Annotated in this window: 11 protein-coding genes; 4 read left to right on the forward strand and 7 right to left on the reverse strand. The window is 71.0% G+C overall.

The window, feature by feature from the left end; translation table 11 throughout:
• Nucleotides 1-112: 112 nt before the first annotated feature.
• Nucleotides 113-751, reverse strand: coding sequence for a sigma-70 family RNA polymerase sigma factor (locus OG753_RS38805; protein ID WP_405792248.1), 639 nt, complete (start codon nucleotides 749-751; stop codon nucleotides 113-115).
• A gap of 78 nt (nucleotides 752-829) precedes the next feature.
• Here OG753_RS38805 and OG753_RS38810 point away from each other — a divergent pair, with 78 nt between their 5' ends.
• Complete coding sequence (locus OG753_RS38810; protein WP_327267058.1) at nucleotides 830-1,657, forward strand: alpha/beta hydrolase; 828 nt, start codon at nucleotides 830-832, stop codon at nucleotides 1,655-1,657.
• 110 nt (nucleotides 1,658-1,767) lie between these two features.
• Here the strand turns inward: OG753_RS38810 and OG753_RS38815 are convergent, their stop codons facing one another.
• The 6 genes from OG753_RS38815 to OG753_RS38840 all read right to left on the reverse strand — a co-directional run bounded on the left by OG753_RS38815 (nucleotide 1,768) and on the right by OG753_RS38840 (nucleotide 8,957).
• A complete protein-coding gene (locus OG753_RS38815; protein ID WP_405792250.1) occupies nucleotides 1,768-2,952 on the reverse strand; it encodes a cytochrome P450 in 1,185 nt (394 codons plus the stop codon).
• On the reverse strand, nucleotides 2,942-3,682 hold the full coding sequence (locus tag OG753_RS38820) for a tRNA-dependent cyclodipeptide synthase (protein WP_327266463.1): 741 nt from the start codon (nucleotides 3,680-3,682) through the stop codon (nucleotides 2,942-2,944). The genes OG753_RS38815 and OG753_RS38820 overlap by 11 nt, the downstream gene beginning before the upstream one ends.
• A 342-nt stretch (nucleotides 3,683-4,024) precedes the next feature.
• Nucleotides 4,025-5,290: a serine hydrolase domain-containing protein gene (locus tag OG753_RS38825; RefSeq protein WP_405792252.1), complete on the reverse strand. Its 1,266-nt coding sequence runs from the start codon at nucleotides 5,288-5,290 to the stop codon at nucleotides 4,025-4,027.
• Between the two features lie 89 nt (nucleotides 5,291-5,379).
• Nucleotides 5,380-6,267 carry a PhzF family phenazine biosynthesis protein gene (locus OG753_RS38830; RefSeq protein WP_327266465.1) on the reverse strand — a complete coding sequence of 296 codons (888 nt, stop codon included), beginning with the start codon at nucleotides 6,265-6,267 and terminating at the stop codon, nucleotides 5,380-5,382.
• Nucleotides 6,268-6,361: 94 nt separating this feature from the next.
• Nucleotides 6,362-7,195, reverse strand: coding sequence for a hypothetical protein (locus OG753_RS38835; RefSeq protein WP_327266466.1), 834 nt, complete (start codon nucleotides 7,193-7,195; stop codon nucleotides 6,362-6,364).
• 124 nt (nucleotides 7,196-7,319) lie between these two features.
• Nucleotides 7,320-8,957 (reverse strand): carboxylesterase/lipase family protein, encoded by a 1,638-nt coding sequence (locus tag OG753_RS38840; RefSeq protein ID WP_405792255.1) that lies wholly within the window; start codon nucleotides 8,955-8,957, stop codon nucleotides 7,320-7,322.
• Between the two features lie 209 nt (nucleotides 8,958-9,166).
• On the opposite strand from OG753_RS38840, the gene OG753_RS38845 reads away from it, so the two are divergent.
• From OG753_RS38845 to OG753_RS38855, 3 genes are all read left to right on the forward strand, one after another.
• The gene (locus OG753_RS38845; protein WP_405792257.1) at nucleotides 9,167-10,168 is read left to right on the forward strand and encodes a MerR family transcriptional regulator; all 1,002 of its coding nucleotides are present in this window, start codon (nucleotides 9,167-9,169) and stop codon (nucleotides 10,166-10,168) included.
• Between the two features lie 251 nt (nucleotides 10,169-10,419).
• Entirely contained in the window at nucleotides 10,420-11,106 is a 687-nt protein-coding gene (locus OG753_RS38850) for a DUF4389 domain-containing protein (RefSeq protein WP_327266469.1), read from the forward strand.
• Nucleotides 11,107-11,133: 27 nt separating this feature from the next.
• Entirely contained in the window at nucleotides 11,134-12,105 is a 972-nt protein-coding gene (locus tag OG753_RS38855) for a TAXI family TRAP transporter solute-binding subunit (RefSeq protein WP_405792259.1), read from the forward strand.
• Nucleotides 12,106-12,108: the final 3 nt, after the last annotated feature.

A 12,108-nucleotide genomic window follows, 5' to 3' on the forward strand; every position in this document is an offset into this window, starting at 1 on the left:
TCGGATCGGCGTGCTGGCAACACCCAGTTCAGCAGCGGGAGTCGATCCTGGCCAGGCCGCACCGGCCGCCCGTCCGGCTCTCTCCGACACTCTCCGGCGCCGGCCGGACGGGTCAGCGCTCGCGCTCGCCCGAGAGCCGCTGCTCCTGGAGCCGGTCGCGCTGCAACTGGTGGGCGAGGGTGCGGCGTACCGCGGCCGGCACCGTTGCCGTCGTGGCGGCCGTCGGCTTCGGCGGGACGTCGAGGGCGCGGCTGATGACGTCGTAGGCGGCCCGCACGTCCGCGGGCAGCTCCGCCCGGTGCGTCATCAGGTCCTCTTCGAGGAGGCGCCGCAGCTCGTCGACGGTCCGGGAGGTGAAGCGCTTGCGGCCCCGGGCGAGGGCGTCGACGCAACGGGTGCAGCGCGCGGCGTCGAGGGATTCGGCGACCACCTCGGCAAGCCCCCAAAGCCGTCCTTCGAGCCACGGCGTGTCGTGCTGGTCGAGGTCGAGGTCGAGCCCGACCGGGGGCGCGGCGGCGTCGACCGCGTACTTCGCCACCTGCTTGGACACGGCGGGCTGACTCATGTCGGCGATCCGGGCGATCCTGTCCTGGGTCCAGCCGAAGCCGGCGAACAGCTTGATCATCTCCGTGCGCAGCTTCCGCATCTCCTCGCCCGCGCGGATGACCTCGTTCATCCCGGCGAGCATCCGCGCGGCCTGCTCCTCCGTCAGCGTCCCCGGCATCTGGTGCGTACTCTCTCGGCCTGCCACGACACGGTTATACACCGGGACGCAGCCATCGTCATAACCAGGTTGTACAACCAGGTTATGACTGACAGGATCCGTGCCATGCCCACCTTCACCGCACCCGACGGCACCCGGCTCGCCTACCGCGTGGAGGGAAGCGGCGACCCGGTCGTCTGCGTCCCTGGAGGCCCCGTCGGCTCCGCCTACCTCGGAGACCTCGGCGGACTGTCCGCGCACCGGCGGCTGATCGCCCTGGACCTGCGCGGCACCGGCGGGTCCGCCGTGCCCGAGGACACCTCCTCCTACCGCTGCGACCGCCTCGTCGAGGACATCGAGGCCCTGCGCGGACACCTCGGCGCCGCCCGGATCGACCTGCTCGCCCACTCGGCCGGCGCCAACCCCGCGATGCAGTACGCGGCCCGGTACCCGGACCGCGTGCGCAGGCTCGCCCTGATCGCCCCCGGCACGCGCGCCGTCGGCATCGACATCTCCGGGGAGACCCGGCGGGAGCTCGCGCGACTGCGCGAGGGCGAGCCGTGGTTCCCGGCCGCCTTCGCCGCGCTGGAGGCGATCAGCGAGGGCAGGGACGGTGACCCGGAGGCCCTCGGCCCCTTCTTCCACGGCCGGTGGGACGCCGCGGCCCGGCGGCACCACGCAGCCTCCCGGCCGGACAACGCGGAGGCCGTCAGGCTCTTCGGGGCCGAGGGCGCCTTCGACCCGCAGGCCACGCGCGCGGCGCTCGCCGTCTGCGGGACGCCCACGCTTCTGCTCGCGGGGGAGTTCGACGTGAACAGCCCGCCGCGGTCGGTCGCCGAGTGCGCCGGGCTGTTCCCCGACGCCACCCTCGTCGTGCAGCGCGGGGCGGGGCACTACCCCTGGCTCGACGACGCCGCCCGGTTCGTGGCGACCACCGCGGCCTTCCTGCAGTAGTACGGGCCCCCGCGCGGGGCGGGATGCGGCCCGGGCAGGGCGATGGCCCCGGCAGGATTCCCCCCGGCCGGGGCCATCACCGGGCAGGCGCGCCGCGCGCGCCGACGCGACTACCAGAGCACGGGCAGGCGCTCCGGGATGCGCTTCATGAAGCGGGTGCGCCACACGAGCTGGTCGACCGGCACGGCGAGGGCGAGGTTCGGCATCTTCTCCAGGAGTACCTCGATGGCGATCTCGGTGTGCCGCTTGCCGAGAGCCGTGGCCGGGCAGTAGTGCTGGCCGCCGCCGAAGGAGAGGTGCGTGCCGGCGTTCGGCCGGTCGATGTCAGCGACGTGGGGGTCGGGGTACACGTCCGGGTCCGTGTTGGCGGCCTCGACCAGGACGAGCATGAGCTCGCCCTTCTTCACCTCGACGTCGCCGAGGGTGAGGTCCTCGAGGGCGAGCCGGGGCAGGCCATCGGCGATCGACAGGTTGATGCGCAGGAGTTCGTCCACGGCGGCCGGGATCTTCTCCGGCTCCTTGCGCAGCCGCTCCCACATCTCGGGGTTCTGGAGGAGCGAGACGATCGCCATGGTCAGGAACCCCATGGTGGAGATGACTCCCGCGCCGAACAGCGTGACACCCACGGTGGCGAGCATCTCGTCCGTCAGGTGGTCGTAGTCGGGGTCGTTGCGCAGCGCGGCGAGCTCGGCGATCAGGCCGGTGGTGGTGGGGTCGTCGAGGCGCTCCACCATGTAGGCGATGTCCCGGTCCCAGTTGAGCTTGGCGCCGGTGACCGGGCAGGCCGAGTTCATGAACGCGATGTCGAGGCTGGCGGCCAGGCGCGGTGCGTCGGACTCGGGGATGCCGAGGATGCGGCAGTGCAGGTTCTCGGCGTACGGGTTGGTGAACTGGCCGCGCAGATCGACCGGCGCCCCGTGGCTCAGGAGGCTGTCGACCAGGGCGGTGGCCTGGTCGCGCATCCAGTCGGTGAGGCCGTCGGTCTTCGGGTTGATCGCCTTGAGGACGGCCTTGCGCAGCCCCGCGCCGGTGATGTTGCCCATGTTGTTGACGACCTCGGGCGGGATCGTCAGCGCGTACTGGCGGGGAACACCGGGCGCCGAGGTGTCCTTGAGACTGAACCGGGGATCCTCCAGGACCTGCTTGGCCAGCGGATAGGAGGAGACGAGCCAGGCTTCGTCCCCGGCTATCGTGCGAACCCGCTTCACCGGTTCGCTGCGCAGCTCCTCGATCTCGGGCGGGAGCTGGTCGCCGCGCGCGGAGAACGGGAAGTCGAGCAGGGTGTCAGTGGACATCGGGAACTCCTTCGGCGGGGGTGATGATGGCGTGGCCCTGGTTGCGCGAGGCGCGCAGGCCCGAGCCGCGTGAGTAGAGCAGTTCCGCCATGGGCAGGAGCTGGTGGTAGCAGTTGAGGGAGGACGGCACGCCGAGGATGGCCGGCGTGTCGAGGAAGAGCGGAGCCTCGGCACAGACGTACTCCAGGCACACGTCACGCTGCCGGGTGGTGGCGGCCTTGCCGTTCAGCACCTTGGAGGAGAGAAACGCGTCGACGAGTGAGTTGCAGGTCTCGCGGAACTCCGGGTCGATGTCGATCAGGTTCGTCAGGTGGTTGTGGAGCGTGCGGTACGCCGGAATGTCCGTGAGGGAGGACATCGGGCGGGCACGGAGGCGGACGCCGGTGGGGTCGGCTTCGGCAGCGGCGTTGTTGACCTTGGCGCGGACTCCGCGCAGGTTCTTCACCGCTTTGCGTCGTGCTTCGTCCTCGCCGTAGCCCAGGGCCTCGTACATCTCGGCCACGTGCAGGTCGGTGTAGATGAGGTCGACCTGCTCGAAATTGCGCATGCCCCAGTGGGCGAGGTCGATGACACGTTGGGCCGAGAAGTAGCTGTTCCCCGGGGAAATGCCAATGACGGCATGATCGCCTTCGGTGCTGATCACCTGGCAATGCGGGGTGTACGGCCGGACTGTGAAGACTTCGGTTGCTGTCGTCAACAGGGGTCGGGTCCTTTGCGCCGCAAGTCCCATGGGGCCCTGTGCCCCGGGTGTGGCGGCGACGTGAGGGAAAGCTACCTGAACTGTGTGCGACCTTCCATGTCTCCTGGGTAGTAACTCATCTGTCGGACAACACCGTTGACCCGGGCATCTTTTACCGGTGTCGATCCGGCCCCGACGGGAGCCCGCTGACCGCGATTTGTGGGCAGTTTCCGGACCGGGCGCACTCTGTGGCAATCGGTCGGCCGACAGGAATTCCACATGGCCCATTCCTGGCGGTGGTTGTCGCTGATGGATCCTCAATCCGCTATCAGGAGCGCGAATTCACGGACGGGCCGTCGGCGTGTTCGTTCCGGGCACTGCGGAAGGCGCGGCTCAGCCGGCCTTGGGGGCGACCGGCTTGTGACCGGGGTACACGTGGTCGGGGCTCACGATCGAGGTGACCGCCTCGCCGAAGAGCGTGCTGGGCTCCTGACCCTTGTACAGGCTGTCGGTGTTGAGGACGATGACCATCGTCGCCTGAGCCTGCGGCAGGTAGACGGGCAGCACCTCGTAGCCCGGGATCGAGCCGTTGTGGCCGATCCAGCCCTGGACGTTGAAGATGCCCAGCCCGTATCCGGCACCCGGAATGTCCATCGGGGTGGTCTTCAGGCGCTCGGCCTGGGTCTCAGGCTTCAGCAGCGTGCCGGTCGCGAGGGTGCGGGCCCAGCTGCGCAGGTCCTGCAGGTCGGAGACCATTTCCCCGGCGGCCCATGCCCAGGAGGGATTCCAGTGGGTCGAGTCCTCGACCTTGCCCGAGGCCGTCTGGTCGGTGTAGCCGTGCGCGTAGGGATCGGGGAGGGCCGGGCTCGTGGGGAACACCGTGCGGCGCAGCCCGGCCGGCCCCAGGACGTCCTTGGTGATGACGTCGTGGAGCGGCCGACCGGTGATCTTCTCCACGACCAGGCCGAGCAGGATCAGGTTGGTGTTGCTGTAGTCGAACTCCGCGCCGGGCTCGAACAGCACGGGGTGCTTGAAGGCGACGTCGAGCAACTGCTGCGGCGTGAACGACCGTTCCGGCTCCTCCTCGAACGCCTTGACGAAGTCATCGTCCAAGGTGTAGTTGAAGAGGCCGCTGCGCATGCCCGCCAGTTCGCGCAGGGTGATCCGGTCGCCGTTCGGAACCCCTGTGACGTAGGTGCCGATGTGGTCGTCCAGGGACACCTTCCCCTGGTCGACCAGCTGGAGGAGCGCGGTGACCGTGAACGTCTTGGTCTCGCTGCCGATGCGCACATGGAGGTCGCTCGTCATGGGCGCGCCGTTCGCCTTGTCCGCCACGCCGAAGGACCGTACGTAGCTCCCCTTGCCGGGAGCCCACAGGCCGACCGTCACACCGGGCACCTGTGCCACGCGCATGACCTCACGCACGGCTGCGTCCAGTTGCGCCGCGACGGCCGGTGTGAGCCGGACGAACTCCGAGTCGGCGTCCGGGAACGGCGTGGAAGGGGACGTGGGAGTGGGGGTGGGGGCGGCAGAGACGGGAGCGGACCGCTGGGGGACGGCCGACCCGTACGCGGATCCCGCGACCGCCGGGGCGATGAGCACTCCTGCCGCGGCAGCTGCCGCGCAGGCCCGGCGCAGCCGGATGGGGGTTGGCTTCACGGCATGGTCTCCTGCCGTCCGAGGACCCGGGCAACATCCTCAGCGTAGGTCCGGGTGACTCCGGTCGCGAGGCGAGCCGTCCGCCGCCGTCATGCCCCGGACCGGCGGGCCCGGACCGGCGGGAGCTCGTGGAGGCGCCCCTCCGCCACGAGGGCGACGCCGCCTCCCACGCGTACCGAGCGGATGTCCCGGCCGTGGCCATCGGCGCTGATGGTCATCTCACCGGTGCGCCCGGTGAACCGGCCCTGGCGCAGGAGGCTCGGCTCACCGGATCCGATGCGGCCGTGGCTGCGCAGGTACGCGGCGACGCATCCCGCACCGCTGCCGGTGGCGACGTCCTCCAGGATCCCGTCGTTGGTCCAGTGCCTCCCCTCCATGGCCGTACCGTCCAGCAGGTAGGCGAAATCGGCGCCGAGGCGGGCGAGCGGCCCGTCGAGGGGCTCGACGACGCGGGCGCGGGCCAGCGCGTCACCGCGTACGGGGAGCACCAGGTAGCGCAGGCCCGTGGAGACGACCTCCGGGGGCAGGGCCGGGTCCAGGTCGGACGGCTCGAGGGCGAACAGGGCGGCCAGGTCCTCCGGGCCGGGCCGGCCGAGGAAGGCGGCCGGTCCCTGGTCGAGGAGGCCCGCGAACCGGCCGGGGCCCCGGCGGTCGGTGGTGACCTCGACCGACCGGGCCGGCAGCCGCAGGGTCCAGGCCTCGTGGTCCGTGGCGCCGTGGAGAGCGTGCAGGACTGCGGCGGCGCCGATGAGGGGGTGCCCGGCGAAGTCCAGTTCCCCCTCCAGGTCGAAGACGCGCGCCCGCCGGCCGTGCCCGGATTCGCCGTCGCGCATCAGGAAGACGGACTCGAAGTGCCGCATTTCCCGGGTGATGGCCAGCATCCGGGCGCCGGTCAGCGCGTCGGCCCCGGGGAACACCGCAAGGCTGTTGCCGTTGTAGGGGCGGTCGGTGAAGACGTCGACGTGGTGGTAGCGCATGGCGGCGACGCTACCGGGCAGGGGCCGTGCGGTCCGCAGCGGCGATACGGAACGACCGCGTCGTCGTCCGGGGGCGGGGCCCGGGAGTCGGAGGTCAGCGGCCCAACGCCGTGCGCAGGGTGATCCCGTAGCGGATGCGCAGGCGCCGTACCTCCCAGACGGAGAGCGCGGTCACCGACAGCGGGCCGCCGAGCATGAAGGTGTAGAGCACCTCCGGCGGTGCGGCGACGTCTGGGCCGGTGAAGACCTGGAAGGCGAAGAGCGACCAGACCAGCAGGGGAGAGATGAGCGCCGGGAGCAGCTGGTGCACGTCCGCGACCCGCAGGCACACCAGGACACAGGCCAGGGCGGAGACGAGCGTGAAGAAGGAGGAGCCGAGCAGCAGGACGAGGGCGGCGATCCAGCCGACGACCAGGACCAGGAAGGCCAGCACGGAGGAGAAGAACCCGGAGCCGGTGATCGCGGAGAAGAATTCCTTGAGGTCCCCGCCGCTGATCAGGTCGCCCTTGAGGGTCGTGAAGGACAGCCACATGCAGGCGGGGCCGCTGACGAGAAGGAAGGCCGCGCTCATCGGCCTGCGCAGCCGCTCGGCGAAGTCGCGGCGTCTGTCCGGGGTGCTCGCGACGAGGAACGCCGTGATGCCGATGACGCTGCCGACCGCCAGGATGCCGCAGGAGAGGCCCAGTTCGACGAGCTTGCCGAGGACGAACTCGCCGCCGCCGCCGCTCAGCGGGTAGGCCACCACCAGCCAGACGGCGGCGGTCAGGCCGAGGACCGTCCGCGCGCGCTGCATCCAGGTGATGAGCCCGTCCTCGACGTGCTCGGCCATGGGGGAGTAGTCGAACTCCACCGTCCAGGACCTGAAGAACGCCTTCAGCGCGCCGCCGGGCGCCGTCCGGTTCCCGATGATGACTCTGGTCCCGCTCACTTGCTCTCTCCCCGTGCAACACCTGTGCCGCGCCCGCTCCGTGGGGCAGGCGTGCACCGCCACGGACGTCGAACACCCTAACGGTTCGGCGATCAAGCTCCTGCCCGCCGGGGAGCAGTACGGTTCATCGGGCCACGCGGCCCCAGAACGAGCAGTGGTGGGCGGCACCGACATCGACGGGGCGGATCCCGCCCGGTCCTGGAGCCAGTGACTGCACCGAGCGCGTGTCGGGTGACGAGGGGCGCTGGACGGGCCAGAACGGCGCGCCGGGGGAGTTCGGGTCTCCTGTGCGCGCGAAGTTCGTCCAGTACCCGGTCATCCCGTCGGAGAGCTCGCGTTGGGCGTCGTCCAGCGGTTTCCCGGTGGGGAAGGAGGTGAACAGGAACGGCATCTCGAACCCGTGTGCCGCGCCGTAGGGGAAGCCGGGGTTCGCCGGCAGACCTGCGAGGACGGGAGCGTCCGCATCGTTGAACTCGTAGCCGTAGAGGGGGAGTCCGGGCGCGTGAGCGGCCATGGCGCGGGCCGCCTCCAGTGTGGTGCACGTGAAGGACCGGTCGGTCAGCACCGCGGCCCAGGCCAGTGCGGGCGTGGGGTGCTGTGCTGCCGGATACCGCTCCTCGACGGCCGGGGCCGCCGGCCCGAAGGCGTCCACCAGGCGGGCGCGGTAGTCCTCCTCGGTACGGATGGGGAACGCGGCCAGCGACAGGCCGACGAACATCCGCATCTCGTCGTGATTGGTGCCCTGGAGGACCGGCACGCGGTGGAAGCGTCCCGAGGTCATCGCCAGGTCCGGCGCCACGGGCAGCAGTGGGTTGCCGAAGGCGGGCCGGTTGAAGGACTGCATCAGCTGCGTGGTGGCGAGGCGGTCCGTGCTCTGACCGCGCAGGCACGCCAGCACCTCGTCCCGGCCGCCCGTCGCGCAGCCCAGACCCCGGGCGGCTTCCGTACCGGCCGCCTGGACAGCGTGCTGGGAGGCGAAGGGCTCGTACGCCGGAGTTCCGGGTCCGAGGGCACCTCGGGGGAAGGACGTGAAGCAGGAACCGCTCTGGAGTACGGCCCGCCGGAAGAGGCCGGCGGCCGTCGGCGAGGTGAGGTGTGCACAGATGCCGAGGGCCCCCGCGGACTCGCCGAACAGCGTGACACCGGCCGGGTCACCGCCGAAGCGCTCGGCGTTCGCCTTCACCCAGCGCAGTGCGGCCTGCTGGTCCGCCAGGCCGAACGGCGGGGCGGAGCCCAGCACCGGGTGGCCGAAGTAACCGAAGACCCCCAGGCGGTAGTTGACCGTGACGACGACCGCGTCGCCCCGTACTGCCAGTGATCCGGCGTCGTAGTCGTTGCCGGACCCGCCCAGGAACGCACCGCCGTGCAGCCACACCAGCACGGGCCGCTTCTGTCCGGCCGGCCTGGAGGCCGGTGTCGTGACGTTGAGGTAGAGGCAGTCCTCGGACCCGATGACCGCTCCCGCACCCGGCGCCGGCATCTGTACACAGGGCTGAGCCGCAGTGGTCGCATCGCGGACGCCGTGCCAGGGGGCAGCAGGCGACGGGGCCCGCCAGCGCAGCGGTCCGGTCGGCGGAGCGGCGTAGGGAACACCGCTGAAGGCCGTGTACGAGCCGTGCGACACGCCGCGTACCAGGCCGCGGTCGGTCTGTACGACGGTGCCGTTCTGCCCCGAGGAGTACGGGGAACCGGGTGGTGCGGCGGACGCCGGCAGGGCGGTGGCCATGAGGAGGGCCAGCGCGCAGAGCAAGGGGAAGAGCACCGCGCGGAGCGGGTGACGTCGGCACGGACGCGGTGCTGTCGTGGTCGGGGACATGCGTATCCACCGTTCCTGGTCGGACGGGATCGGACGGGACGGAGGGGATCGGGCGAGGCCCGGGCGGCGGGCACCGTGGCCCGTCGCCCGTTCGTCCCGATGCGCTCGGTTCTCCGTACGCTAGGACCTCCCCCGCGCTGGAGATTCAAGGGACTATGACGCACGACACATGGAGCATCGGTGAACTCGCGGCCGGAACGGGCGTCCCGGTGAAGACCCTTCGCTACTACTCCGACAGCGGTCTGCTGCCCGTGGCCGGCCGCAGCACCGGCGGTCATCGCCGCTACGGCCCGGATGCGTGGGAGCGGATCCGCCTGATCCGACGCCTGCGGGCGCTGGACACTCCGATCGCGAGCATCACGCAGGTGGTCACCGGGGAGCGCGCCCTCGGCGAACTCGTGGCGACCGAGCTCGAAGCCGTGGAGGAACGGCTGACCGAACTGCGGTGGCGCCAGGCCACGCTGATGTCCCTCGACGACTGCACGGGTGACGAACGGCTCCGGCGCCTCGAGATCCTCTCGCGCGTGCAGCGGCTCCCCGAGGCCCATCGCAGCCTCACCGATCACTGGTACCGCCAACTGTCCGCGACCATGCCCGAGCACCGGCTCGACATCATGATCGCGATGCTGTCACCGGGCCCGCCGCAGGACCCCGATCCGGCCTCGGCCCTGGCCTACGCCGAGCTTCATCTGCTCGTCGCCACCCCCGGTTTCACCCGCTGGACCCAGGACCACGAGGAAGAGATGCGGGACGCCCCGGCTTTCTACGGGGAGATCGACGAGGCGGCCGCCCTGACGGCCGCCGCGGTGGCACGGGGTCTGCCGCCCGGCCCGGGGGACGCGGTGAACGCCTTCGTATCCGCCCATGCACGGGCCCGGCGGGAGTCGGACACCCCCGCCTTCCGCACGTACCTGCATCAGCTGGTGTCCAGGTCATCCGGCTTCGACCCCCGCCTGGAACGCTACTGGGCCCTGGTCGGCACAGCGACCGGCGGGCGCGTGCTCAATATGACGGTGGCTCATCAATGGCTGACCGAAGGGCTGTCGATATCGATCTCCGGCGACAGAGACAGAGACAGAGACAGAGACAGCGAAGGCGAAGGCGACAACGGCAGCGCGAGGCCGGGCAGGAACGCCCCGGCGGGCCGGGCGGGATAGCACCTCCCGGAACTTCGTGGCTCGACAGCGGCGACCAGCCGGCCCCGGGCCCCGTATTCCCAGGTCCGATGGGCTGCCGAAGCCTGGGTTCCGGATACAGCCGGCCGTCAAGCCACGTGTTCTCGTGTCACGCGATCCCGTGGCAGGCGGGTATCCGGCCGCCGGGGCTCAATGAGAGGGCGGCTCACGCGGAGCACACGCACTGCGGGCCGTATCGAAGCGAGCCCCGTGCGAGAAAGGCTGTGGCAGCGATGATTGCTTCCGTCCACCCCCTGCGTGTCGAAGCGAACCTCGATCCCGGACTGACCCGATGGATGTGGCTGGTGAAGTGGATCCTCGCCATCCCGCACTATGTCGTCCTGCTCTTCCTGCAGATCGCGTTTCTGCTGCTGAGCGTCATCGCGTTCTTCGGCATCCTCATCACCGGCAGCTACCCCAGACCGCTCTTCGACTTCAACGTCGGCGTCATACGCTGGAGCACACGCGTCAGCTATTACTCCTCTGCGGTGCTCGGAACCGACGACTATCCGCCGTTCACCCTCAAGGACGTGCCCGACTACCCGATACGCGTCGAGGTCGCCTACCCCCAGCGGCTGTCCCGCGGACTGGTCCTGGTCAAGTGGCTCCTCGTCATACCACAGTTGTTCGTGGTCGTACTGCTGGTCACCAGCGGCTGGAACGCCTGCCGGTACATCGAGGACTACAGCCCCTTCTCCTCTGGGCTCATCGGCCTGCTCACCCTCGTTGCCGTGGTGGTCCTGGCATGTACCGGGAGCTACCCGCGCGCCCTGTTCGACCTGCTCATGGGTCTGACGCGCTGGATACTGCGGGTGGTCGTCTACGCCACCCTCATGACCGACGCGTACCCGCCCTTCCGGCTCGACATGGGAGGGAACGAACCCAACGCAGGGGTGCCGCAGCCGGCGGGCGCCGGCTGACGGGGACGGACGGCCTAGGCTTGCGCCGTGACCAGCCCAGTGGTGAACCGGAGGCAGGCGATGGGCGCCGGGGCCGGCGCCCTGGCCGTGGCGCTGGCCGCGTGCGCGGGGGACTCCGGGCCGGTACGGCGGCTACGGCTCGCGACGGGGCCCGAGGGCGGGCCGTACAACGCGTTCGGGCAGGCCCTGGCGCAGGCCGTCGCCGCCGGCGGCCGCCGGATCGAGATCGTCCCGGTGAGCACCGCGGCCAGCGTGAACAACCTGCGGAAGCTGGACGAGGGGTCGGTGGAGCTGGCACTGGCCATGGCGGACGTGGCCCAGGACGCGGCGCTGGGCCGGGAGTCCTTCCCCCGTCCGACCGCCGTGACGGCGCTGGCCCGGGTCTATGTGAACTACACGCACCTGCTCGTCCCGGCGGACGGGCCCGTGCACTCGGTGAAGGACCTCGCCGGACGCCCCGTCGCGGCCGGCGCGGCCGGCTCCGGGGTCCGGGTGGTGGCGGAACGGGTCCTGCGGGCCGCCGGGCTGAACGGCGCACCCGCGGCGACGGCGGACGAGCGGCAGCTGGGCCTCGCCGCGTCCGTGAGCGCCTTGCGCGAAGGGTCGGTCGCCGCACTGTTCTGGTCCGGCGGGGTGCCCACCCCGGCGCTGTCGGAGCTGGCGGGCGAGCTGCCACTGCGCTTCCTCCCCCTCGACGCGTACGTGGGCGCGCTCCGGGAGCGCTACGCCCCCGTCTACACGGCGGTCACGCTCCCTGCCGGGGTGTACGGCCTGACGGAGCCGGTGGGAACCATCGGGGTCGGCAACTACCTGCTGGCACGGGCGGACGTACCGCAGGACACCGTGCGCGAGCTGCTCCAAGTGGTGTTCGAGCGGTGGCGGGACCTGCTGCGGGAGGTCACGGCCGGGGCGAGGCTGGAGCCCCGGTTCGCCATCTCGACCGGCGAGGTGCCGCTCCACGCGGGCGCCGTCGCGTACTACCGGTCGGTGTACGGCTGAGAC

The sequence above is a fragment of the Streptomyces sp. NBC_00029 genome (assembly GCF_045160505.1).
In the GTDB taxonomy this organism is placed as follows: Bacteria; Actinomycetota; Actinomycetes; order Streptomycetales; family Streptomycetaceae; genus Streptomyces.